This window comes from Cellulomonas sp. McL0606, from assembly GCF_058248365.1.
Map to the genome: position 1 here is coordinate 1,339,110 of NZ_CM177779.1, position 23,389 is coordinate 1,362,498.

17 protein-coding genes, 2 tRNA genes and 9 pseudogenes are annotated in these 23,389 nt (G+C 72.6%); 20 read left to right on the forward strand and 8 right to left on the reverse strand.

Features of this window, described 5'->3' with window-relative positions:
• Positions 1-29 precede the first annotated feature (29 nt).
• The 7 genes and pseudogenes from AC38ZX_RS06790 to AC38ZX_RS06820 all read left to right on the forward strand — a co-directional run bounded on the left by AC38ZX_RS06790 (position 30) and on the right by AC38ZX_RS06820 (position 6,525).
• Positions 30-971, forward strand: a complete 942-nt coding sequence (locus AC38ZX_RS06790) for a carbohydrate ABC transporter permease (protein ID WP_426595092.1) — start codon at positions 30-32, stop codon at positions 969-971.
• Positions 968-1,891, forward strand: a complete 924-nt coding sequence (locus AC38ZX_RS06795; protein WP_426595093.1) for a carbohydrate ABC transporter permease — start codon at positions 968-970, stop codon at positions 1,889-1,891. Before AC38ZX_RS06790 ends, AC38ZX_RS06795 begins: the two co-directional genes overlap by 4 nt.
• Positions 1,892-1,992: 101 nt before the next feature.
• The gene (locus tag AC38ZX_RS06800; RefSeq protein WP_491296804.1) at positions 1,993-2,889 is read left to right on the forward strand and encodes an ROK family protein; all 897 of its coding nucleotides are present in this window, start codon (positions 1,993-1,995) and stop codon (positions 2,887-2,889) included.
• Positions 2,889-3,670 (forward strand): annotated as a pseudogene (gene nagB / locus AC38ZX_RS06805) (glucosamine-6-phosphate deaminase). Before AC38ZX_RS06800 ends, nagB begins: the two are co-directional and overlap by 1 nt.
• 212 nt (positions 3,671-3,882) lie before the next feature.
• A pseudogene (locus AC38ZX_RS06810) lies at positions 3,883-4,092 on the forward strand (DUF3039 domain-containing protein); the annotation flags it as partial.
• A 219-nt stretch (positions 4,093-4,311) separates the two neighbouring features.
• Positions 4,312-6,136: pseudogene (locus AC38ZX_RS06815) on the forward strand (DEAD/DEAH box helicase).
• A 236-nt stretch (positions 6,137-6,372) separates the two neighbouring features.
• Positions 6,373-6,525: a hypothetical protein gene (locus tag AC38ZX_RS06820; RefSeq protein ID WP_426595098.1), complete on the forward strand. Its 153-nt coding sequence runs from the start codon at positions 6,373-6,375 to the stop codon at positions 6,523-6,525.
• A 39-nt stretch (positions 6,526-6,564) separates the two neighbouring features.
• Here the strand turns inward: AC38ZX_RS06820 and AC38ZX_RS06825 are convergent.
• Positions 6,565-7,924, reverse strand: a pseudogene (locus AC38ZX_RS06825) (nicotinate phosphoribosyltransferase).
• 69 nt (positions 7,925-7,993) lie between these two features.
• On the opposite strand from AC38ZX_RS06825, the gene clpS reads away from it, so the two are divergent.
• The 7 genes and pseudogenes from clpS to AC38ZX_RS06860 all read left to right on the forward strand — a co-directional run.
• Positions 7,994-8,287: an ATP-dependent Clp protease adapter ClpS gene (gene clpS / locus AC38ZX_RS06830; protein WP_426595100.1), complete on the forward strand. Its 294-nt coding sequence runs from the start codon at positions 7,994-7,996 to the stop codon at positions 8,285-8,287.
• Positions 8,287-8,994: a DUF2017 domain-containing protein gene (locus AC38ZX_RS06835; protein ID WP_491296805.1), complete on the forward strand. Its 708-nt coding sequence runs from the start codon at positions 8,287-8,289 to the stop codon at positions 8,992-8,994. The genes clpS and AC38ZX_RS06835 overlap by 1 nt, the downstream gene beginning before the upstream one ends.
• 10 nt (positions 8,995-9,004) lie before the next feature.
• The gene (murI, locus tag AC38ZX_RS06840) at positions 9,005-9,820 is read left to right on the forward strand and encodes a glutamate racemase (RefSeq protein WP_426595102.1); all 816 of its coding nucleotides are present in this window, start codon (positions 9,005-9,007) and stop codon (positions 9,818-9,820) included.
• Positions 9,817-10,596, forward strand: a complete 780-nt coding sequence (locus AC38ZX_RS06845) for an MBL fold metallo-hydrolase (RefSeq protein WP_491296807.1) — start codon at positions 9,817-9,819, stop codon at positions 10,594-10,596. Before murI ends, AC38ZX_RS06845 begins: the two co-directional genes overlap by 4 nt.
• A gap of 68 nt (positions 10,597-10,664) precedes the next feature.
• Positions 10,665-11,470 (forward strand): annotated as a pseudogene (gene rph / locus AC38ZX_RS06850) (ribonuclease PH).
• Positions 11,467-12,084 (forward strand): RdgB/HAM1 family non-canonical purine NTP pyrophosphatase, encoded by a 618-nt coding sequence (gene rdgB / locus AC38ZX_RS06855; protein ID WP_426595105.1) that lies wholly within the window; start codon positions 11,467-11,469, stop codon positions 12,082-12,084. The pseudogene rph and the gene rdgB overlap by 4 nt, the downstream one beginning before the upstream one ends.
• A pseudogene (locus AC38ZX_RS06860) lies at positions 12,081-13,745 on the forward strand (ABC-F family ATP-binding cassette domain-containing protein); the annotation flags it as partial. The gene rdgB and the pseudogene AC38ZX_RS06860, both read left to right, overlap by 4 nt.
• A 29-nt stretch (positions 13,746-13,774) precedes the next feature.
• Here the strand turns inward: AC38ZX_RS06860 and AC38ZX_RS06865 are convergent.
• On the reverse strand, positions 13,775-14,329 hold the full coding sequence (locus AC38ZX_RS06865) for an NUDIX hydrolase family protein (protein WP_426595107.1): 555 nt from the start codon (positions 14,327-14,329) through the stop codon (positions 13,775-13,777).
• Positions 14,330-14,463: 134 nt separating this feature from the next.
• Between AC38ZX_RS06865 and trxA the strand changes: the two genes are divergently transcribed.
• The gene (trxA, locus tag AC38ZX_RS06870) at positions 14,464-14,832 is read left to right on the forward strand and encodes a thioredoxin (protein WP_426595108.1); all 369 of its coding nucleotides are present in this window, start codon (positions 14,464-14,466) and stop codon (positions 14,830-14,832) included.
• A 76-nt stretch (positions 14,833-14,908) separates the two neighbouring features.
• Here trxA and AC38ZX_RS06875 read toward each other — a convergent pair.
• Together AC38ZX_RS06875 and bcp are read right to left on the reverse strand one after the other, a co-directional pair.
• Positions 14,909-14,991 (reverse strand) — tRNA-Leu (locus AC38ZX_RS06875).
• A 24-nt stretch (positions 14,992-15,015) separates the two neighbouring features.
• Positions 15,016-15,483 (reverse strand): annotated as a pseudogene (gene bcp / locus AC38ZX_RS06880) (thioredoxin-dependent thiol peroxidase).
• Positions 15,484-15,643: 160 nt separating this feature from the next.
• Between bcp and AC38ZX_RS06885 the strand changes: the two are divergent.
• Both AC38ZX_RS06885 and AC38ZX_RS06890 read left to right on the forward strand, forming a co-directional pair.
• Positions 15,644-15,919, forward strand: a complete 276-nt coding sequence (locus tag AC38ZX_RS06885; RefSeq protein ID WP_426595110.1) for a hypothetical protein — start codon at positions 15,644-15,646, stop codon at positions 15,917-15,919.
• A gap of 65 nt (positions 15,920-15,984) precedes the next feature.
• A tRNA-Lys gene (locus AC38ZX_RS06890) sits at positions 15,985-16,059 on the forward strand.
• Between the two features lie 72 nt (positions 16,060-16,131).
• Here AC38ZX_RS06890 and AC38ZX_RS06895 read toward each other — a convergent pair.
• Positions 16,132-16,800, reverse strand: a complete 669-nt coding sequence (locus tag AC38ZX_RS06895) for a hypothetical protein (protein WP_491296808.1) — start codon at positions 16,798-16,800, stop codon at positions 16,132-16,134.
• Between the two features lie 334 nt (positions 16,801-17,134).
• Here AC38ZX_RS06895 and AC38ZX_RS06900 point away from each other — a divergent pair.
• Positions 17,135-18,617, forward strand: a pseudogene (locus AC38ZX_RS06900) (dihydrolipoyl dehydrogenase family protein).
• Between the two features lie 52 nt (positions 18,618-18,669).
• On the opposite strand, the gene AC38ZX_RS06905 reads toward AC38ZX_RS06900, so the two are convergent.
• The 3 genes from AC38ZX_RS06905 to AC38ZX_RS06915 all read right to left on the reverse strand — a co-directional run bounded on the left by AC38ZX_RS06905 (position 18,670) and on the right by AC38ZX_RS06915 (position 21,218).
• Positions 18,670-19,674 carry a glycine betaine ABC transporter substrate-binding protein gene (locus AC38ZX_RS06905; RefSeq protein WP_426595113.1) on the reverse strand — a complete coding sequence of 335 codons (1,005 nt, stop codon included), beginning with the start codon at positions 19,672-19,674 and terminating at the stop codon, positions 18,670-18,672.
• A 76-nt stretch (positions 19,675-19,750) separates the two neighbouring features.
• The gene (locus AC38ZX_RS06910; RefSeq protein WP_426595114.1) at positions 19,751-20,518 is read right to left on the reverse strand and encodes an ABC transporter permease; all 768 of its coding nucleotides are present in this window, start codon (positions 20,516-20,518) and stop codon (positions 19,751-19,753) included.
• 1 nt (position 20,519) lies between these two features.
• Positions 20,520-21,218 carry an ABC transporter permease gene (locus AC38ZX_RS06915; protein WP_491296809.1) on the reverse strand — a complete coding sequence of 233 codons (699 nt, stop codon included), beginning with the start codon at positions 21,216-21,218 and terminating at the stop codon, positions 20,520-20,522.
• A gap of 116 nt (positions 21,219-21,334) precedes the next feature.
• On the opposite strand from AC38ZX_RS06915, the pseudogene AC38ZX_RS06920 reads away from it, so the two are divergent.
• Together AC38ZX_RS06920 and AC38ZX_RS06925 are read left to right on the forward strand one after the other, a co-directional pair.
• Positions 21,335-22,408: pseudogene (locus tag AC38ZX_RS06920) on the forward strand (ABC transporter ATP-binding protein).
• Positions 22,405-23,328: an ATP-grasp domain-containing protein gene (locus AC38ZX_RS06925; protein WP_426595117.1), complete on the forward strand. Its 924-nt coding sequence runs from the start codon at positions 22,405-22,407 to the stop codon at positions 23,326-23,328. Before AC38ZX_RS06920 ends, AC38ZX_RS06925 begins: the two are co-directional and overlap by 4 nt.
• Positions 23,329-23,389 lie beyond the last annotated feature (61 nt).

Sequence of the window (23,389 nt, forward strand, 5' to 3'; positions counted from 1 at the left end):
ACCGCGCCACCAGACAGGAGCCTCTTCCCATGGCAGCCATTGCCCCCGTGGTCGAGCACGACGGCGCCCCGCCCGTGTTCCCACGCCGTAAGCGCCGCAAGCTCGGTGTGTACGGCCTGCTGGTCCCGGCCAGCATCCTCATCGGCGTCGCCCTCGGCTACCCGCTGGTCCGTCAGTTCATCACCTCGTTCCAGGAGTTCGGGCTCAAGCAGCAGTTCGGCGCCCCGCCCGAGTGGGTCGGCCTGAAGAACTACCAGACGCTGCTGACCGACCCGTACGTGTGGACCGTCATCGCCCGCTCGATCGCGTTCTGCCTGGTGAACGCGGCCGTCACGATGGTTATCGGCATCGCGTTCGCGGTCCTCATGCAGCGGGTCACGCGCACGGCGCGGATGACCCTGCAGATCTCGCTGCTGCTGGCGTGGGGGACCCCGGTCCTCGCGTCCATGACCGTGTGGCAGTGGCTGTTCAACTCCCAGTACGGCGTCATCAACTGGGTGCTCGCCAACGTCTTCGGCATGACCGACATGGCCGGCCACTCGTGGATCATCCAGCCGCTGTCGTTCTTCTTCGTCGCCACCGTGATCGTGGTCTGGATGTCCGTGCCGTTCGTCGCGTTCTCCGTCTACGCGGGCCTGCTGCAGGTTCCCGACGAGACGTTGGAGGCCGCCCAGCTCGACGGTGCCTCCCAGCGACAGCAGTTCTGGAACATCACCATCCCGATGATCCGGCCGGTCCTGTCGATCGTGATGCTCCTGCAGGTGATCTGGGACCTGAAGGTGTTCACCCAGATCTACGTGCTGCAGCGCGCGGGCGCCCCGACGCACGAGACCAACCTGCTGGGCACGCTCATCTACTCCTACGCAGGCAACTTCTCCAAGGCGAGCGCGCTCGCCACGATCATGCTGGTCATCACGCTCGCCCTGACCGGTTTCTACATCCGGCAGATGCTGAAGGAGGACGAGCTGTGAGCACCCCCCTCGCCATCCCGTCGGCCACCGTGGGCACCCCCGACGCCACGGTCGCCACGCGCAAGGTCCGCTCCACCGAGTCGGGCCGCACCCAGGGCCGGCGCTCGCGCCGCGTGTGGAGCGTCGTCGCCGTCCTCGTCGCGATCGCCTGGGTCTTCCCGATCTACTGGATGATCAACAGCGCGCTGCTGCCGCTGAACAAGCTGCAGGGCACGCGGCCGACGTTCCTCCCCCTCGGCGGCACGCTCGCCAACGTCCGCGAGGTGCTCAAGGACCCGACGTTCTGGGACGCGACGAAGATCTCGCTCGTGGTCGTCGTCATCGTGCTCGTCGCCGCCCTGATCTTCGCGTTCCTCGCCGCGCTGGCCGTCAGCCGGTTCCGGTTCCGGGGCCGCAAGTCGTTCATCCTGACGATCCTCGTGGTGCAGATGATCCCCGCCGAGGGGCTGTTCATCTCGCAGTACCGGATGCTCGACAGCTGGAACCTGGTGAACACCGCGATCGGTCTGTCGATCGTCTACACGGCCGCGATCCTGCCGTTCACCATCTGGATGCTGCGCGGGTTCGTCGCCGGTGTGCCGATCGAGCTCGAGGAGGCCGCGATGGTCGACGGCCTCTCGCGGACCGCCGCCTTCTTCCGGATCACCTTCCCGCTGCTCGCCCCCGGTCTCGTCGCCGCCGGCGTCTACGCGTTCCTGCAGGCCTGGAACGAGTACACGCTCGCACTGGTGGTCATGACGGACCCGAAGCAGCACACGCTGCCGCTCTGGCTGCAGGGTCTGGTCCAGACGAACCGCGCCACCGACTGGGGAGTCGTCATGGCCGGCTCGGCCCTGATCGCGGTGCCGGTGATCATCTTCTTCCTGTTCGTCCAGAACAAGATGACGTCCGGGCTCGTCGCCGGTGCGGTGAAGGGCTGACGTGAGCAAGCAGGGGATCCCGACGCTCGCTGGGACGGCGTCGGACGACAGAGCACGCCCGTGGTCGATCGGTCTCGACATCGGGGGCACCAAGGTGCTCGGTGTCGCGCTCGACGGCGACGGCGTGGTGCGGCACCAGGTCAGGCTCGCGACGGCCAAGGGCGTCCAAGGTCTGGTCGACGTCGCGGTCGCGGTGGTCGAGGACCTGGCCGGTCGCGTGGGTGTGCCCGTGTCCGAAGCTCGCCGGTGTCGGCATCGGTCTGCCTGGTGTCGTCGACGCCGACAAGGGACTCGTCGAGCACGCCGTGAACCTCGGCATCGAGCAGAGCACGCCGCTCGCGGCCCTGGTCGCGGAGCGCCTCGGCGTGCAGGTCCGGGTCGAGAACGACCTCACCGTCGCCGTCGTCGGCGCCGCGCACACCGTCGACGGGGCACAGGGGACCAGCGAGCCCGGGGTGCACGACCTCGCGTTTCTCGCGCTCGGCACCGGCCTCGCCGCGGGCCTCCTGCTCGAGGGTCGGCTGCGCCGCGGTTCGCACGGGGGCGCCGGCGAGATCGGCCACCTGACGCTCGTGCCCGACGGGCTGCCCTGCAAGTGCGGTCAGCTGGGCTGCCTGGAGCAGTACGCCTCGGGGTCCGCGCTCGACGTCGCCTGGCCGAGCCGGTTCGGGCGTCCCGCGCCCGCTGAGCTGTTCACGGCGGCGGCCGACGGCGACCCGCGAGCCATCGAGGTTCGCGACCGGTTCGCCTGGGCCGTCGCGGCCGCGGTGCGCATGCTCGTCCTCACCGCCGACGTCGACCTCGTCGTCATCGGCGGCGGCGTCAGCGCGCTCGGGCAGCCGCTCCTGCGGGCCGTGCGCAGCGAGCTGGAACGGCAGGCGGAGGCGTCGCCGTTCCTGGCGTCGATGAGCCTGCCGGGACGCGTGAGCCTCGCGCCCGCGGACGTGCCGGTCGGTGCCGTCGGCGCGGCCCTGCTCGGGCGAGGGGAGTACTTCTGATGGAGGTCGTCATCGGTCCCGGCGCCGAGCTGGGGCGTCTCGCCGCGGACGCGATCGAGCATCTCCTGCGCGAGCAGCCCGACGCCGTCCTCGGCCTGGCCACCGGGTCGAGCCCGCTGGCCGTCTACGACGACTCGCGCGTCGGCACGCCGAGGCGGGCCTGTCGTTCGCGCGCGCCCGGGCGTTCATGCTCGACGAGTACGTCGGGCTCGACGCCGCGCACCCCGAGCGGTACCGCAACGTCATCGAGACCGAGATCGCGTCCCGCGTCGACTTCGCCGACGGTGCGGTGCAGGGCCCCGACGGCCTCGCCGCAGACCTCGTCGTGGCGTGCCGCGCGTACGAGGAGTCGATCGCCGAGGCCGGTGGCGTCGACCTGCAGATCCTCGGGATCGGCACCGACGGCCACATCGCGTTCAACGAACCGGGCTCGTCGCTCGCCTCGAGGACGCGGATCAAGACGCTGACCCGGCAGACCCGTGAGGACAACGCCCGGTTCTTCGGGGGAGACCTCGACCAGGTCCCCACGCACTGCCTCACGCAAGGCCTGGCGACGATCATGTCGGCCCGGCACCTCGTGCTGCTGGCCACCGGCAAGGGCAAGGCGGAGGCCGTGCACCAGCTGGTCGAGGGCCCGGTCAGCGCGATGTGGCCGGCGACCATCCTGCAGCACCACCCGCACGTCACCGTCCTGGTGGACGACGCCGCCGCGAGCCGGCTGCAGCTGGCCGACTACTACCGCGAGACGTACCTGTCGAAGCCCGCGTGGCAGGGCCTCTAGGGGGTCCTCGCACCGCCGCGACCGCGAGATCGTGAGGTAGCGACGAGGTCGTGGCGGCGACCACGACCTCGTCGCCACGTCACGATCTCGTCGTCGAGCCACGATCTGGTCGGCCGGTGCGGCGTGCGCTCCGGGTGCGGTCTCCGACCGCCGGGCGCCCCCGACGGGGCGGGTGCCCACGTACACTCGACGCCATGAGTGAGCCGTTCCCGATGCCGTCGCCATCCCGAACGACGACCGACGACCCGTCCGGACCGGACCAAGGCACGTCGACCAGCGTGCTGGAGCGCGAGGAGACTCGCGAGGAGGTCGAGCCGGGCGACCACGAGCGGTTCGCGCACTACGTGCGCAAGGAGAAGATCCTCGACTCGGCCCTCAGCGGCAAGCCGGTGATCGCCCTGTGCGGCAAGGTCTGGGTGCCGGGTCGCGACCCCAACAAGTTCCCCGTGTGCCCGGTGTGCAAGGAGATCTACGAGGGCCTGCGCGAGCCCCAGGACGGCGACGACAACGCCGGCGGGGGCAAGTCCGGCGGTCGTCGCTGGGGCTTCGGCCGCAATCCGTCGGGCGGCTCGGGCGGCTCCGGTGACGCGTCGTCCACGGGCAGCTTCGGTTCGCCTGCCGGTCCGACAAGCGGAAGCTTCGTGACGGCGGCCCCGCGCCCGTCCGTCGTCCCCTCCACCCTCTCGTCCAGCCACGCGTCGTCGTCGGCCGCGTCACAGCTGCCGCCGGCGTTCCCCAGCCGCGCGCCGTGGGGGACCGCGAACAAGCTGCGCGCGTGGCAGGCCGAGGCGCTCGAGCAGTACCGGGTGGCCAACCCGCGCGACTTTCTCGCGGTCGCCACCCCGGGCGCCGGCAAGACGACGTTCGCGCTGCGCATCGCCACCGAGCTGCTCGAGGCCCGGGTGGTGCGACGGGTCACCGTCGTCGCCCCGACCGAGCACCTCAAGCGTCAGTGGGCCGACGCAGCCGCACGGGTCGGCATCACGCTCGACCCCAACTTCAGCAACGCCCAGGGCCGGCACGGGCACGGGTTCGACGGCGTCGCGGTCACCTACGCGCAGGTGGCCAGCAAGCCGATGCTGCACGCGGCACGCACCACCACCGAGCCGACGCTCGTGATCCTCGACGAGGTGCACCACGGCGGCGACGCGCTGCTGGGGCGACGCCGTGCGCGAGGCCTTCGATGGCGCGACGAGGCGGCTCGCGCTGACCGGCACACCGTTCCGCTCGGACACCGCCGCCATCCCGTTCGTGCGCTACGACCGGGGCGGTGACGGCATCCGCCGCAGCGCGGCCGACTACACCTACGGCTACGGCGACGCGCTGCGCGACCACGTGGTGCGCCCGGTCATCTTCCTGTCGTACAGCGGCTCGATGCGTTGGCGGACCAAGGCCGGCGACGAGATCAGCGCCCGCCTCGGCGAGGCGCTCACCAAGGACATGACCGCGCAGGCGTGGCGGACCGCGCTCGACCCGGACGGCGAGTGGATCACCAGCGTCCTCGCTGCCGCGGACCGCCGCCTCACCGAGGTGCGGCGCACGGTGCCGGACGCGGGCGCGATGGTCATCGCCACGGACCAGACCGACGCCCGCGCGTACGCGGGCCACCTCGCGCGGCTGACCGGCAAGTCTCCGACGGTCGTGCTCTCGGACGACGACGGCGCGAGCGACCGGATCGACGAGTTCTCCTCGGGCACCTCGCGCTGGATGGTGGCCGTCCGCATGGTGTCGGAGGGCGTCGACGTGCCGCGGCTGGCGGTCGGCGTGTACGCGACGAGCACGGCGACCCCCCTGTTCTTCGCGCAGGCCGTCGGCCGCTTCGTGCGCGCCCGTCGCCGCGGTGAGACCGCCTCCGTGTTCCTGCCGAGCGTCCCGCAGCTGCTCGCGCTCGCCGGCACGCTCGAGCTCGAGCGCGACCACGCGCTGGACCGCCCCAAGACGGCCGAGGAGCTGGGCGAGGGCTTCAGCCCCGAGGACGCCCTCCTGGAGGCGGCGAACGCCGAGCGCAACGGGCCTGACGAGATCGGTCCGGACGGCAAGCAGGGTGCGTTCGAGGCGCTCGAGGCGCAGGCGTCGTTCGACCGGGTGCTGTTCGACGGCGGCGAGTTCGGCACGGGCGCGGAGATGGGGTCCGACGAGGAGCTCGACTTCCTCGGCCTGCCCGGGCTGCTCGACGTCGACCAGGTCTCGGCGCTGCTGCGGCAGAGGCAGGCCGACCAGCTGAGCGGGCGCAAGAGGGCCGCCGCCGACGACGTGCCCGCGATGGACCACCGCAAGCAGGCCGAGCTGCGCAAGGAGCTGTCGCAGCTGGTGGGTGCCTGGGCGCGCCGGAGCGGGCAGCCGCACGGGTCGGTGCACAGCGAGCTGCGCCGCCGCTGCGGAGGCCCCGAGGTGGCGCTCGCCGACCCCGACCAGCTGACGGCGCGGGTCGCGATGGTCCGCGGCTGGTTCGTCGGGAAGAAGTAGCCACCCCGCCGGGTGAAGTTTTCGCAAGGGGCGTCTCACAGTTCGGACAGAGCATTTCCCGGACGAACCTGCAGGTCAGGGCTCTGGACGGGTGACCACATAGCAGCGGAGGGCCGCGACGCAACTCGACGTTCAGCGCGCGGAGGCCGGGCTGGGCTGGCAGCGTTGTGTTGTCGCCGAACGGCCCGGGTACCCCCGCTCGCCGGATCGGTGCGACGGACGAAAGGGGCCTCACCATGCCCGGCTGGCTCATCCTCATCATCATCGGCGTCATCCTGCTCATCCTCGGCTTCGCCGGCGTCGGATCGTTCCTGATCTGGATCGGCATCGCCGTCCTGGTCATCAGCCTGATCCTGGCGCTCGTCGGCCGGGGTCGCTCGCGGGTCTAGCCCACCCCGGATCGCCGGGACGACGTCGAGAACCCGGCGTCAGTCCCCGATCCGCAGCGTGACCGTCGGCACCGCGGCCTCGTCCGCAGACAAGCGCCTCGCCCCCCGCGGCAGCTCGTCTCGCGAGGCCCGGTGCCGGCCCACGGCGGCCTGCACGCCCGCCGCCCCCATCCATCCCCGGTCCGGCACCCCGTCCGTCACCAGCGGCACGTGCAAGGCCCGCAGCGTCGGGTCGTCGGACCGCCAGGCCCGGACGGCGTCGTCGGGACCCGTCACCAGCACCTCCTCCAGCGCCCGCCCCTCCGCATCGAGCCGCCGAGCCGCCGCTTTGCGGCCGCCGACGCTGATCTTCGCGCGCGACGCCTTGGCCACCGGCTCGAGCCGACCGTCCGAACCTTCGCGCGCGACGAGCTTGTAGACCATCCCGCACGTCGGCGCTCCCGAGCCCGTGACCACCGACGTGCCGACGCCGTAGCTGTCCACCGGTGCGGCGGCAAGGGAGGCGATCGCGTCCTCGTCGAGATCGGACGTGACGATGATCTTCGTCGCCCGCGCCCCCGCCTCGTCCAGCTGCTGGCGGACCTCGTGCGCGAGGACGCCCAGGTCGCCGGAGTCGAGGCGCACGGAGCCCAGCGACGTCCCGGCCGCGGCCAGGGCGTTCTGCACCCCGCGCCGCACGTCGTACGTGTCGACGAGGAGCGTCGTCCCGGCGCCCTGGGCCGCCACCTGGGCCTCGAACGCCGTCCGCTCGTCGTCGTGCAGGAGCGTGAACGCGTGCGCGGCCGTGCCGATCGTCGCCAGGCCGTACCTGCGCCCGGCCTCGAGGTTGGAGGTGCCGGCGAACCCCGCGACGACGGCCGCCCGACTCGCCGCGACCGCGGCCTCCTCGTGCGCCCGGCGCGATCCCATCTCGAGCACGGGCCGGTCCACGGCGGCGCTGGTCATCCGGGACGCCGCCGACGCGACCGCCGAGTCGAAGTTCAGGATCGAGAGCACGACCGTCTCGAGGATCACGGCCTCGGCGAACGTCCCCTCGACCACGAGCACCGGCGACGACGGGAAGAACGTCTCGCCCTCGGCGTACCCGACGACAGACCCGCCGAACCGGTACCCGGCCAGGTAGGCCAGCGTCGCGTCGTCGACGATGCGCTCGTCAGCGAGGTAGTCCAGCTCCGCCGTCCCGAACCGGAACCGTTCGACGGCCTCGAGCACGCGTCCGGTGCCCGCGAGCACCGCGTACCGACGCCCGGCCGGCAGGCGCCGGGTGAACACCTCGAACACGCACCGCCGCTGCGCGGTCCCGTCGGCCAGCGCCGCCTGCAGCATCGTGCAGCTCATAGCGGTCCGTGAGGAGCGCCGTGCTCCGGTCGTCGTTCAGGCCCCGGGGCGTCGCCGTCATGCCGCCAACGTAGGCAGCGCGCACCCACTCTGCACGACGGGCATCCCACGGCACACCTACAGTTGGCGTGTGCCTGTGGAGACCCTTCCCGACCAGAGCGTCGAGGCGCAGCAGGAGACGGCGATCGCGGACCCGTGGGTGACCATCGTCTGGAACGACCCCGTCAACCTCATGAGCTACGTGACGTACGTGTTCGAGTCGTACTTCGGCTTCCCCAAGGCCAAGGCGGAGAAGCTGATGCGGCAGGTGCACGAGCAGGGCCGGGCCGTGGTGTCCACCGGGTCGCTCGAGGCGATGGAGGTCGATGTGCAGGCGATGCACGAGTTCGGCCTGTGGGCCACGCTGCAGCGAAGCGGCCAGTGATGCGTGCGTTCCGACGGCGGCGCGGGCTGTACGTCGCGCGCCTGGACGACGACGAGCGTGGGGTGATCGCGGCCCTCGTCGCGGACGTCGCCGAGCTGCTCGGCGCCGGCCGGATCGACGAGGCGGCGGTCGTGCCGTCTCCGGCCGACGGCTCGCCGCGCCTGCAGCTCGAACCCGTCGACCCCCCGAGCGACCCCGCCGTGCGACGCCTGCTGCCGGACGCGTCGCGCGACGACCCCGAGGTCTCCGCCGAGTTCCGGCGCCTGACCGAGGACGACATCCGGGCGGGCAAGGTCGCGCGACTGAGCCGGCTGTGGACCGCGCTGACGACGCCCGCCGAGGGGCAGCGCGCCGACGCGTTCGTGATCGAGGCGGGCGACGCCAAGGACGTCGCGGCCGCGATCACCGACCTGAGGCTCGTGCTCGCCGAACGCCTCGACATCCGCACGGACGGGCAGGCCGAGCGTCTGTACGACCAGCTGCTCGCCTCGCCGGGAGCCGACCTCGACGAGCCGTCGGACGACGACGACGTCGGAACCGACCTCGACCCGGCGACGCGCCGCTACCTCGTCGCGGTCTACGGTGCGCTCAGCTGGCTGCAGGAGTCGCTCGTCGAGGCCCTGCTCACGGACCTGCGCGCGTCGGGTGGCGCGCGCGACACCCCGCCCGGTCGGCCGCCGTCGGGGGAGCGACCGCCGAGCGGTTAGGCTCGACCGCGTGAACGACGCCCCCCTCGGGATCTTCGACTCCGGTGTCGGCGGGCTGACGGTGGCGCGTTCGATCCTGGACCAGCTGCCCCACGAGTCCACGATCTACATCGGCGACACCCTCAACACGCCGTACGGCAGCAAGCCGCTGGCGGCCGTGCGCGCGCACGCGCTCGAGGTGATGGACGACCTGGTCGACGCCGGCGTCAAGCTGCTCGTCATCGCCTGCAACACGGCGTCGTCGGCGATGCTGCGCGACGCCCGCGAGCGGTACACGCTGCGCCGCGGTATCCCCGTCGTCGAGGTGATCCTGCCCGCGGCCCGCCGTGCGGTCGCCGCCACCCGGACCGGCCGGATCGGCGTCATCGCCACGAAGTCCACGGTCGAGTCGCTCTCGTACGACGACGCCTTCGCCGTGGCGCCCGGCGTCCAGCTGACCACGCAGGCCTGCCCCCGGTTCGTCGAGCTGGTCGAAGCGGGCATCACCTCCGGCCCCGAGGTGCTGTCGGTGGCGCACGAGTACCTGGACCCGGTCCGCGAGGCCGGCGTCGACACGCTCGTGCTCGGCTGCACCCACTACCCGCTGCTCACGGGCGCGATCTCCTACGTCATGGGCGAGGAGGTCACCCTCGTCTCGAGCGCCGAGGAGACGGCCAAGGACGTCTACCGCACGCTGGTCGCGCACGACCTGGAGCGCGACCAGGTCGCCGGACCGCCCACCCACCGGTTCCTGGCCACCGGCGACCCGGCCTCGTTCCAGCTGCTGGCTCGACGGTTCCTGGGTCCCGAGGTCGGGGTCGTCGAACCCCGCGGTGCCCTGCGATGAGGCTGACGATCCTGGGGTGCGCGGGCTCGTTCCCGAGCGCCGACTCCGCCGCGTCCGGCTACCTCGTGCAGGCCGAGGACGCCGCGGGCAGGACGTGGTCCGTGCTGCTCGACCTGGGCAACGGGGCGCTCGGTGCCCTGCAGCGCTACGGCGACCCGCGCCGGCTGGACGCCATCGGCCTGTCCCACCTGCACGCCGATCACGTGGCCGACCTCGCGGTGCTGCACGTGCTGCGGCGCTACGACCCGGCCGGTGCACTCCCGGAGGTGCCCGTCTTCGGCCCGGTCGGCACCGCGCAGCGGCTGACCCAGCTGTGCGGGTCGGAGCACCCGAGCGAGCAGTTCGACGTGACGACGTGGGAGCCCGGGGTCGACGTCGTCGTCGGGCCGCTGACGCTGACGCCCGTGCCCGTCGAGCACCCGATCCCCGCGTTCGGCATCCGGGTCACCGGCCCCGGCGACGCCGAGCCGTCCTCGACCGTGACGCTGGCGTACAGCGGGGACACCGACGAGTGCGCCGGCCTGGACGCGCTGGCCGCCGACGCCGACCTGCTCCTCGTCGAGTCCGCGTACGTGGAGGGTCGGGACGACGACCTGCGCGGCATCCACCTCACGGGTCGGCGGGCCGGGCAGGCCGCCGCCCGCGGCCGCGCCCGGGCGATGGTGCTCACGCACATCCCTGCCTGGAACGACCCCGAGGTCGCGCACGCCGAGGCGCGTGCCGTGTACGACGGCCCGATCACGCTGGCGACGCCGGGCGCGATATACGTCCTCTGACGTGTGCAGGAATCGGCCTCGCCGGACGCCCGCGATCCCTGTCGGCCCGCCCGGTTAGGCTCGTCGGCATGACTTCTGCCACCTCCAGCGCCTCCGCTGTGCCCTCGATGCCCGGCGTCCGCGCCGACGGCCGCGCCTCCGACGAGCTCCGCCCGATCACCCTGACCCGCGGGTTCCTCGAGGCGGGCGAGGGCAGCGTGCTCGTCGAGTTCGGCGGCACGAAGGTGCTGTGCGTCGCCTCGTTCACGCCGGGCGTCCCGCGCTGGAAGAAGGGGTCGGGCGAGGGCTGGGTCACCGCCGAGTACTCGATGCTCCCGCGCGCGACGAACAGCCGGTCGGACCGCGAGTCGGTCAAGGGGCGCATCGGCGGCCGCACGCACGAGATCTCGCGCCTCATCGGCCGCTCGCTGCGGGCGATCATCGACGTCTCGGCGCTCGGCGAGAACACGATCGTGCTCGACTGTGACGTGCTCCAGGCCGACGGGGGCACCCGCACCGCCTCGATCACCGGGGCGTACGTCGCCCTCGCCGACGCGGTCGCGTGGGCCGTGGCCCAGGGGCACATCCCGAAGAACAAGGTCGTCCTGCGCGACTCGGTCGCCGCCGTCAGCGTCGGCATCGTCGACGGGCTGCCCGTCCTCGACCTGCCGTACGTCGAGGACGTGCGAGCGAGACCGACATGAACGTCGTGGTCACCGGTTCCGGCACGTTCGTCGAGGTCCAGGGCACGGCCGAGCACGCGCCGTTCGACCGCACGGAGCTCAACGCGCTGCTCGACCTCGCGGTCGCCGGGACCGCCCGGCTGACCGCCCTGCAGGTCGCCGCGCTGGCGACGGCCCCCGGCGACGGCTCGGCCACGCGCGCGGCCCGATGAACGGCGTCCGACTGGTCCTGGCCACGCACAACGACCACAAGGTCGGCGAGCTGCGGGCGATCCTCGCGCCCGTGCTGCCCGGTCTCGACCCGGCGTCCGTGGTCGGTGCCCGCGACGTCGGCGCACCCGAGCCGGTCGAGGACGGCGTGACGTTCGCCGAGAACGCCCTGATCAAGGCCCGCGCGCTCGCGGCCTTCACGGGTCTGCCCGCCGTCGCCGACGACTCGGGCCTGAGCGTCGACGTGCTCGGCGGCTCGCCGGGGATCTTCTCGGCGCGCTGGGCCGGCCGGCACGGCGACGACCGGGCCAACCTCGACCTGCTGCTCGCCCAGCTGGCCGACATCGCGCCGGAGCACCGGGTGGCTCGGTTCGTCTGCGCCGCCGCGCTCGTGACGCCCGACGGGTTCGAGCACGTGGAGACGGGCACGCTCGAGGGCACGCTGGCTGCGGCGCCGCGCGGCTCGTACGGATTCGGGTACGACCCGATCCTGGTGCCGGTGGGGGACTCGCGGACGTGCGCGGAGCTGACGCCGGACGAGAAGAACGCGATCAGCCACCGCGGCACTGCCTTCCGGGCGCTGGTGCCGACGCTGGTGCGCGTCCTGGGCGGATGACCGGGCCGACGGTCAGCACCGGGAGCGCGATCCAGCTGGTGGCCGAGGCGGTCACCTACGGCTACCCCGGCCACGCCGTGCTCGAGCAGGTCGACCTCGTCGTGACCGCGGGCGACCGCGTGGGCGTGGTCGGCGAGAACGGCGCGGGCAAGACGACCCTGCTGCGCGTGCTCGCCGGGTCGCTCGAGCCGCAGTCGGGCCGGGTGCGTCGGGTCGGCACGGTCGGTGTGGTGGACCAGGAGCTGACGGTCCCGCCCGGGGCGACGGTCGGCACGTTCGTGGCCGAGGCCCTGGCGGGCGTGCGCGCCACGTCGGGCGAGCTCGAATCCGCGATCGCGTCGTTCGACCACGAGACGGGCGACCTGGCACGGCTCGCCGACGCGGTGGCCCGGTACGAGCAGCTGGCGGGCTGGGATGCCGACCGACGGGTCGACGAGGCGCTGACCCGGTTCGGCGCCCCCCGCGACCCCGCCCGGTCGCTCGACGAGCTGAGCGTGGGGGAGCGCTACCGCGTGCGACTGGCCTGCCGGATCGGGGAGCGCGCGGACGTGCTGCTCCTCGACGAGCCGACCAACCACCTCGACGCGGCGGGCATCGAATACCTCACGGCGCGGCTGCGCGGCTGGCCGGGGGCGATCGTCATCGTCACCCACGACCGTCGCCTGCTCGACGACGTGATGACGGCGATCCTCGACCTGGACCCGTCGATGGACGGCCGGCCGGCGGTGTACGGCGCGACCCGCTACTCGGACTACCGGTTCCTCAAGAGCCAGATGCTGCGGCGCTGGCGCAGCCGCTACCGGGCCGAGCGCAAGCGGGCGGTCGCGCTGGCGGAGCGGCTCGACTCGACCTACGAGAACCTCTCCGACGAGTGGCGGCCGCCCAAGGGCTCCGACAAGAACCGGCGCGCGACCCGTGCCCGCGGGCACGTGAAGGCGGCCGACAGGCTCATCCAGCAGCTCGAGGCGACCGCGGTCCAGGTGCCGACGCCACCGCTCGAGCTCACCTTCCCCGACCTGCCGTCGCTGCCGCCCGAGCCCAGGCCGGGTCCCCTGCTCGACCTGCGGGCGCCGCGCGTCGGCTCGCGGCTCGACCTGCCCGGGCTGCGGATCGAGGTGCCGGCGTGCGGGCGGCTGCTCGTCACCGGTCCGAACGGCTCGGGCAAGTCGACGCTGCTCGCGGCCCTCGCCGGGACGATCGACCTCGATCGCGGGACGCGGTCCGTGGCGCCCGGGGTCCGGCTGGGCATCCTGGCGCAGGAGGGCCCGACGGAGCACGCGACGGCCGCCGCGCAGCGGGCCTACGTCGCCGGTCCGGCCGAGGAGCTCAGCGGGTTCGAGGCGTACGCCCGGCACGCGTTGACGCTGCTCGAGGCGGGGGTGCTCGACCCGGCCCGGCTGGTGCCGGTCGCCACCCAGGGCCTGCTGACCGAGGAGGACCTGGACCGGCCGCTGCGCGAGCTGTCGGTGGGTCAGCGACGACGGTTCGACCTCGCGTGCGCGCTGCTGGCCGCACCGCACGTGCTGATCTTCGACGAACCGACCAACCATCTGTCCGTCGGGCTCGTCGACAAGCTCACGGCCGCCCTGCGGGTCACCTCCGCCGCGGTGGTCGTCGCGACCCACGACCGCCGCATGCGCGCCGATCTGTCCGACTGGCCCGCTCACGCTGGGCTGACCGGCGGGAGCGCCTACTGCAGGCGGCCCACGTGCGCCATCGCCTGGCGGAGCAGGACGTTCTGGCCGCCGTTCATCTCGAACTGGACCTGCTCCGCGCACGCCTCCTCGGGCGTCATCCACGCGAGGTCGATCGCGTCCTGCTGCGGCCGGCAGTCGCCGAGCACGGGCACGACGTACGCCAGCGACACGGCATGCTGCCGGGGGTCGTGGTACGGCGTGACGCCCGGCGTCGGGAAGTACTCCGCGACGGTGAACGGTTGCGGGGAGGACGGGATCTGCGGCAGCGCGATCGGCCCGAGGTCCTTCTCGATGTGCCGGACCAGGGCGTCACGCACGCGCTCGTGGTACATCACGCGGCCCGACACCAGCGCCCGGGACATCACACCCTCCGACGTCACCCGGAGCAGCAGACCGACCGAGACCACGTCCCCGGAGTCGTCCACCCGCACGGGGATCGCATCGACGTACAGGATGGGCAACTGGGAGCGGACGCGCGAGATGTCGTCGGCGCTCAACCAGCCCGACGGGCGTTCGGGTCCCCGAGGGAACTCGGCGGATGCAGTCACGCCCCATGTCTACCTTGGCGACGCCGTGTCGGCAGCGTCGGCGCGCCCCGACGTGCGTCACACCGGGCGTGCGGGGAATAGTGGACGGTGCCGGAGCGCTCTACCAGGCGGTATCCGAGGACTGGAGGAACGACATGGCGACGACCGAGCTCACTGGCTCGACGATCGGCACCACGATCAAGGACAACGGGATCGTCCTGATCGACTTCTGGGCGGAGTGGTGTGGACCGTGCAAGCGGTTCGGCCCCGTCTTCGAGGAGTCGAGCGAGAACCACCCCGACGTCGTGCACGCGAAGGTCGACACGGAGGCCGAGCAGGAGCTGGCCACCGAGCTGCAGATCTTCTCCATCCCCACGCTGATGGCATTCCGCGACGGGATCCTGGTGTTCAACCAGGCCGGCGCGCTGCCCGCTCCGGCCCTGGAGCAGGTGGTCGAGGCCGTCAAGGCGCTGGACATGGACGAGGTTCGCGAGAAGATCGCGGCCCAGGCCACCACGGCCTGATCAGCCTTCGACGACGGGCCGGTCTCCTACGGGGACCGGCCCGTCGTCGTACCGGTCGTCCGGTGCGATCGGTCGGTGCGGGAGACGGGAGTCGAACCCGCACGCCCTCTCGGGCACCAGGACCTAAACCTGGCGTGGCTGCCATTTCACCACTCCCGCGCGCGGGCCTCGCGGCCCGGTGGGCTACGCGACCTTGAGGTCCCTGCGTAGCTGGCGACGTGGCCGGTGGCCTTCACGTTGTACTGCGCAAGCTTCCACGCGGCCCTCCGGGTCGACGACGACGGTCGAGCGGATCACGCCCGTGACCGTCTTGCCGTACAGGGACTTCTCGCCCCAGGCGCCCCAGGCCTCCAGCACGGAACGGTCGGGGTCGGACGCCAGCGGGAACGTCAGGTGCTCCGCCTCGACGAACTTCTGCAGCGCGGGCAGCTCGTCGGGGGAGACGCCCACGACGGCGTAGCCGGCCGACTGCAGCGACGCGAGGTTGTCCCGGAAGTCGCACGCCTCCGTGGTGCAGCCCGGGGTCATCGCCGCGGGGTAGAAGTAGACGATCACGTGGCGTCCGCGCAGGTCGGACAGCGTGACACTGCCGCCGTCGGCGGTCTGCAGCGTGAAGTCGGGCGCGAGGTCGCCGACGGCGAGGCGGGGCACGGTGTCTCCTGACGGGCGGGGTGGCGGATGCGTCGTCATCGTACGTCGGACCGGTCGGGGCGGGCTCGGGAGCGGTTGCGCGCGCCGTGTTGCCCGCGGCTCGGCGGGGTGGTGGCATGGAGGAGGACAGGTGACCGGCTGCGCCGGAGGAGGGTCGAGCATGAGCGAGGACGACGCCCGGCCCGAGGCCGCGGCCCACGTGCCCGACGACGACACCGACAACGAGACGGAGACCGAGGTGCGGGTGCCTGACGACGAGGACGACCAGACCCAGCCGGTCAAGGACCTGCTCGCCGAGCACGTGCCGTTGGCCCTGCTCGTCGACCTGGTCGCTCCGGAGTCCACATCGACGGAGATACTCGAGGCCGAGGGACTGCCCGAGGTCGCCTGGTGGGAACCGGCTCCCACGGAGCCCGAGGCGGACCCGGAGCCGTGACGGTCGTCACGACCGGATCATCCGATTGGCAGTTCGGGCACGTCGGCTGGTAACTTTCTCTCCGCGCGCCATTAGCCAATTGGCAGAGCAGCTGACTCTTAATCAGCGGGTTCGGGGTTCGAGTCCCTGATGGCGCACCACCACGAGGCCCCTCACCAGCGCACGCTGATGAGGGGCCTCGTTCGTCCCCGGATCGGGAGCCGACGGGCCGGTCACCCGCCGGCGAGGTTCGCCGCCTGCGTGCCCGCGTCGTAGAGCAGCCCTTCCGCGGTGACGTCGGGCGCGCTCCCCGTCGGGTAGCGCACGGCGACGGCCACGACGGTGTCCGGGCCCTGGTGCATCGCCGTCTCGACCGTGTAGGCGGCCCCGTTCTCGTGCCCGTGCTCGACGGTCGTCACCTGGTCCGCCCCGTCGTCGAGGAGGAAGTCGTTCATGCCGGTTCCACGGTCGTCGTTCGGCGTGAAGTCGTTGCAGGTGGGATTGTCCCGGGCGAGCGCCGCGCGCCGGTCCAGGGCCGCGGAACCGGCGGGGTAACGGAACGCGACGGACCAGACGGTCGTGTCGTCCTCGGTGTACGTCGCGTGCGCCGCCGCCGCCGCGTCGCCGTCCTGCTCGAAGAGGGCGATGAGGCCCAGGCACCACATGCGCGGGGCGTCCCAGGACGAGTTGTCGGGGGCGGGGCCCTGCCAGTCGCCATCCCCGAGGTCCGCCCGGGTCAGGGCTCCGACGGAGTCGGGTGGCGGCCCGGCGGCTGCCTGCGCGGTACAGCCGCCCAGCGCCGGCGCGATCAGGAGGGCCGCGACCGCCAGCCGGACGACCCGGCTCGACGCGTGCCCGTCGTGAGCACCTCGAGCCCGCTGCACCCCCACGAGCCGCTCCATCCCTGGTCCAACGGTGACGAGCCCGGCGGGTGCGAGTCGTCGAACCCGGCCCCGACGGCTGCTGCGGCGCGATGCCGCGGTCGGCAGGCGGTCCGCGCGGGCGTCGCGTCCGCGGCGCGGCACCGCTGCCCGACGCGTGGGTCCCGCGATGCCCGTCGGACGACCTCGGCCCACGGTAGCGGAGTCCGGGCGGCCGGCATCGCGAGGCGCCCGGTCCCTCGAGAGGCGCCGGCCGGCCGGTGTCACCCGCCTGGTCGTCGTGCGGGCGCCTCCGCGCCAGGCGACGATGTACCGACCCGGCGGAGCGCGCCGGCTAGGGCAGACGGGGTAGGTCATGGCGGATCAGGTGCGCGAGTTCGACGTCGTCGTGATCGGCGCGGGGGCCGTCGGCGAGAACGCCGCCGATCGCGCTGGTCGGACGGGACTGAGGGTCGCGCTCGTCGAGCACGCGCTCGTGGGCGGCGAGTGCTCCTACTGGGCGTGCATGCCCTCCAAGGCGCTGCTTCGACCTGGTGCCGTGCTGGCTGCGGCCCGATCCGTCCCCGGGGCGGGCGAGACCGGCAGGACAGGCGCCGTCGACGTCGCGGCCGCCTTCGCCTCGCGGGACGACGTGACGCACCACTGGGACGACGGTTCGCAGGCAGGGTGGGTGGAGGGCGCCGGGATCGCGCTGCTGCGCGGGCACGCCCGACTGACCGGGCCGCGCGAGCTCGTGGTCGAGGGCGCCGACGGGCCGGTCACGGTGACCGCCAGGCACGCGGTCGTCGTCGCGACGGGTTCGGAGCCCGTGTTCCCGCGCATCGACGGCCTCGCGGACGTCACGCCGTGGACCAGCAGGGAGGCGACGTCGGCGCAGCAGGTGCCCGCTCGGCTGGCCGTGCTCGGCGGCGGGGTCGTCGGCGTCGAGATGGCCACCGCCTTCGCGGACTTCGGCAGCGCGGTCACCCTGATCGTGCGCGGGGACCGGGTGCTGGCCAACGCGGAACCGTTCGCTGCCGAGGCCGTCGCAGACGGTCTGCGGGCGATCGGGGTGACGGTCCTGTTCGGCGCGTCGACGAGCTCGGTGCGACGCGACGACGACGGCGTGCACCTGACGCTCGACGGCGCCGCGGACGTCGTCGTGGATCAGGTCCTCGTCGCGACGGGACGCCGGCCGCGGACGTCCGAAGCTCGGCCTGGAGAACGTCGGCCTCACGCCGGGCAAGGCCGTGTCGGTCGACGACCGGCTGCAGGCGGAGGGTGTCGACGGCGGCTGGCTGTTCGCGGTGGGCGACGCCTCGGGCCGTACGGCCACGACGCACCAGGGCAAGTACGACGCCCGCATCGCCGGTGACGTGATCGCCGCGCGGTTCGACCCGGGGACCAGTCCCGAGGGCTCGACGGCGGGGGATCTGGGTCTGGACGCCGCCGACGAGGCGCAGGCCGCGCCCTGGAGCCGGTACCGCGCGACGGCCGACGACGCCGCCGTCCCGCAGGTCGTCTTCACCCGCCCCGAGGTCGCGTGGGTCGGCCTGACCGAGCGGGCCGCCCAGGACCGCGGTCTTTCCGTGCGGGTGGTCGAGTACGACATCGCCAACGTCGCCGGCGCCTACGTGCTGGCCCCCGACTATGCCGGCCACGCGCAGATCCTCGTCGACGACACCCGCGGGGTCATCGTCGGCGCGACCTTCGTCGGACCCGAGGTGGCGGAGCTGATCCACGCCGCGACCGTCGCGATCGTCGGCGAGGTCCCGCTGGACCGACTCTGGCACGCGGTGCCGTCGTACACGACCGTCAGCGAGGTCTGGCTCCGCCTGCTGGAGACGGCGGGCCTCTGAGGACACGGACGCGAACGGCGGGCCCGCGCCGGCGGACCCGCCGTCCGTGTCGTCAGCTGGCCAGTGCGCCGTCGCTGGAGAGCACGAGCCCGATGGCCGCCTCACCCTTGAGCACGGCCTGGCCGATCAGGCCGAAGTCGTACGACTTGAAGTCGGCGAACTGCAGACCGTAGGTGTTCTCCAGTCCGAGCTGGCAGAACGGCCGCTGCGGGCACTCGGCGGGGCCGGCCAGGATCAGGCCGCTGCACGTGGCGGCCAGGTCGCTGAGCGTCTTGACGCCGTGCATCGCGGCGAACTTGTCGCTCACCGCGAACGCGTTCTGGTCCTGAGCCGCGGACGCCTTGCCGACGGTCAGCCCGGCCGCCGTGGCCAGCGGCGTGAGGGCCGCGACCGTCGCGTCGACGTCCGGGGACGCGACGGACTTCGCGTCGGTCCCGTTCGCCTGGGTGTTGAGGAAGTCCGCGAGCGTGGCGGCGTACTCGGGCACGGCGGCCAGGGTGCCGCCGGTCAGGGCCGGCAGGTAGGTCTCGCGGTTGCCGACGGTCTGCGTCGTCGCGTTGAAGCCCGCCGAGCGCAGGACCGCCGCGTAGATCTCGGCGAGGGTGGCGCCCTCGGAGAAGTTCGGGGCGCCGACGGTCAGCGAGGTGCCGGCGCCCGCGGAGGAGTCGCTGGCGGCGAGCTTCTCGGTGTCGACGAACTCCTTGGCCACGTCGCTCGACGTGCGGTGGTCGATGTCGACCGCCTTGTTGAGCGCGATGAGCTTGGTGGTGTCCAGCGCGGCCGAGACCTTGTCCAGGTTCTCGATGATCGCCGGGTTGGCGTCAGCCGCCGCCTTGTTCACCGCGGGGATGATGTTGTCGGCGTTCTGCAGACCCTTGTCGTCGGTCAGGACGACGAGCTTGTCGCCGGGGACCGGGTCGCAGATGGCGATGGCCGAGGCGCCACCCGACGACGTCGGCTCGGCCTTCCCCCCGCCCGATCCAGGGCTTCCGCACGCACCGAGCGCCAACGTGGCGACGGCGATCAAGGTCAGGACGGCGGAGCGTCGTGCTCGCATGGTGCTCTCCTCGGGCTGTGTGGCGGGGGAGGGAGGGTTCCCGTAGGGCCACGGCGGTGTGCCGTCGCCGGTGTGTTCAGGAGGATGGGCTGGGCTTATTCGATCCGGTGGTGACGGGCTCGGCAAGCCGGGATGCCCGACGGAACCGGCCCGACGTAGGGGTCTCGGCGGTCTGCCGGGCGAGCGAGCGCAGTCCGGCGGGCGTCGAGACGTGCTGGACGAGGGCCAGCAGACCCTCGACGACCAGGCAGAGGGCCGCGACGAGCAGTCCGCCGGCCAGCACCTGGCCGTAGTTCTGCAGACCGAACCCTTCGACCACGATCGAGCCGAGGCTCCGGCCGCCGACGAGCGCCGCGAGCGGAACGGTCGCCACCACCTGCACGGACGCCGTGCGCAGGCCGGCCGCGATCAGCGGGACGGCGAGCGGCACCTCGACCGCCCACAACGACCGCGCCCCTGACATCCCGACGCCTCGCGCGGCGTCCCGGACGTCCGGGTCGACGTCGCCGAGGCCCGTGACCGTGTTGGTGAGCAGCGGGGGGACGGCGAAAACGGCGCACGCGAGCACGGTCGCGGTGTTGCCGAACAGGCCGCTGGCGGCCAGCAGCGTCAGCAGCGCCAGGGTGGGCAGCGCCCGCGTGGTGTTGGCGACGACGACGCCGACGGTCGATCCGCGACGACGGTGGCCGAGCCAGAGCGCCAGGGGCATCGACACGACCGCGGCCAGCAGCACCGCGAGCACCGACACGACGATGTGGTCCTTGGTGAGCGCGAGGACGCCGTTGCGCCCCGTCCAGTTCAGGGGGTCGTTGAGCCACACGAGGGCCTGCTGGAAGATGTCCATGTCACACCGCCGTCGCGGTCTGCGCGGTCCGGGCCCAGGGTGTCAGCCATCTGCCGACGAACGCGATGAGCAGGTCGAACACGAGCGCCAGCAGGAGGCAGAGCACCGTCGCCGTCATGATCTCGGCGTGGTAGTTGCTGCGGAAGCCGCGGAACATCAGCTGGCCCAGGCCCCCGAACCCCACGACCACGCCGACGGTCACGAGGGCGACCGTGGTGACCGTCGCGAGGCGCAGACCAGCGACGATGCTGGGCACGGCCTGCGGCAGCTCCACGGACACCAGCAACCGTCCGCGGCCGTATCCCATTCCGCGGGCGGCGTCCTTGACCGCCGGATCCACTCCCTGCAGGCCCACCAGGATGTTCCGGGTGAGCACCAGGAGCGCGTAGGAGACCAGCCCGATGAGCACCGTGGTGCGCCCGATCCCGGTGTACGGGGCGAGCACCGCGAACAGGGCCAGCGACGGGATCGTGTAGAGGACGCCCGCGATCCCGAGCACCGGCCCGGCGAACCTCGGACGCAGGTGCGCGAGGGCGGCGAGCGGCAGCGCGAGCAGGAACGCGATGGCGACGGCCTCGAGCGTGAGCGAGACGTGCTGCTCGAGCGCGTGCGCGATGTCCGCGCTGTTGCGCTGGACGTACTGCCAGGAGAACCAAGGGTTCGCTGGCGCAGAGCTCGCTGACGCGTCGGCGAAGAACATGGTCACGACCCTAGGTCGAGCGACTGACATGCGCAGATGCAGGATGATGACGATCGTGTGACAACCCGCACGCGCTCGCGGCGCTGCGCGTGTCTCACGCACCGACTAGCGTCCCTGTGGTGGCCGACGAACCCGCGATCCGCTTCGAGCACGTGCGCAAGGTCTACGGCGCGCGATCGAAGGACGGCAGCTCGGCGTCGGCCGTCGACGACCTGAGCCTGGCGGTACGTCCGCACGAGGTGCTGGTCCTCGTCGGCCCCTCCGGCTGCGGCAAGTCGACGACGCTGCGGATGGCGAACCGGCTGGTCGAGCCGACGTCCGGGCGGATCCTGCTGGAGGGCGAGGACGTCACGGCGGTCGACCCGGTGAAGCTCCGTCGCCGCATGGGCTACGTGATCCAGAACGTGGGCCTGTTCCCGCACCGGACCGTCGCCCAGAACGTGGCCACCGTGCCCGGGCTGCTCGGCTGGGACCGCAGGCGCACGGCGGCCCGCGTGGACGGCTCGCTGGACCTCGTCGGCCTGCCCCCGGACCGGTACGCGCGCCGGTACCCGCACGCTCTCCGGCGGCGAGCGTCAACGCGTCGGCGTCGCCCGTGCTCTGGCCACGGACCCGCCCGTGCTGCTCATGGACGAGCCGTTCGGCGCGGTGGACCCCGTCGGACGCCGGCACCTCCAGGCCGAGTTCGCGCGCATCCAGCGCACTTTGGGCATCACGGTGATCCTGGTGACCCACGACATCGACGAGGCCGTTCGGATGGCCGACCGGGTCGCGGTGCTGAGCACCGGCGCCCACATCGAGCAGCTGGCACCGCCGCTCGACATCGTGGCCCGCCCGGCGTCGCCCGCGGTCGCCGAGTCGTCGGTCGCGGACGCACCGCGCGCCTCCTGGCCCTCGGCAGGCTGGAGGCCGCGGACGTCGACCCGGTCGTGGACGGCGCGGCCGGAGAGCCGATCGCGCTCGGAGCCGAGCTCGGGGACGTCCTGCACGCGTTCGTCGGTGCGCGCCAGACGGTGCCCGTCGTCGACGACGAGGGCCGCGTGGTCGGCAGTGCGACGCCCTCGACCGTCGTGCGAGCCCTGGACCGCGTCACCGCGGACGAGACTCGAGCCCAGGAGGGCCGGGCCGTCGACGACGAGACGCAGGTCACTGACGTCGACGACGCCCCCGTCGGTACAGTGCGCTCGTGACGTCCACCACCCCACGACTCGCCCTCGCAACCTGCGGCGAGCTGCCCGATCTCGACCCGGACGACCACGCGCTGCGCGATGCGCTCGCGGAGCGGGGGATCGCGATCGAGGCGGTCGTCTGGGACGACCCGACGGTCGACTGGGGCACCTACCCGCACGTGGTGATCCGCTCGACCTGGGACTACACCGAACGGCCGACGCAGTTCGCCGACTGGACCCGCCGCGTCGAGCGGACGAGCACGCTGTTCAACCCGGCCTCGGTGGTCGGCTGGAACATCGACAAGCAGTACCTGCGGGACCTCGAGAACGCGGGCCTCCCGATCGTGCCCACCATCTGGCTCGACCCGGAGCGCAACTTCGACTCCCGCGCCATCCACACGCGGTTCCCGGCGTTCGGCGACTTCGTCGTCAAGCCCACGGTCAGCGCGGGCTCGCGGGACACGGGCCGGTACGACGCGGGTGTCACGCAGCAGCGGTCCATGGCGATCACGCACGCGAAGAACCTGCTCGGCGTCGGCCGGCGCGTCATGATCCAGCGCTACCTGCGCAACGTCGACACCACAGGCGAGACGGCCCTGGTCTACGTGGACGGCGTGTTCAGCCACTCGGTGCGCAAGGGCGCGCTGCTCGACGGGCCCTACCGCGGGCGGCTCGCCGACGAGCTCTACCGGCAGGAGATCATGACCTCGCGGGAGGCCAGCGATGCCGAGCGCGCGCTGGGCGACCGCGTCGTCGCAGCCCTGCCGGACGTGGTCCCGGGCGTCGACGGGCCGCTGCTCTACACCCGGATCGACCTGATCCCCGACGACGACGGCGCGCCCGTCGTGCTCGAGGTCGAGCTCACCGAGCCCTCGCTGTTCTTCTCGCACGGCGAGGGTTCCGCGGCGCGCTTCGCCGATGCCATCGCCGCGCGCCTCTGAGCAGCGGCGGGACGGTCGCGTGACGGTCGGCGGACCGATGCGAGAACACCGCGGCCCCTCG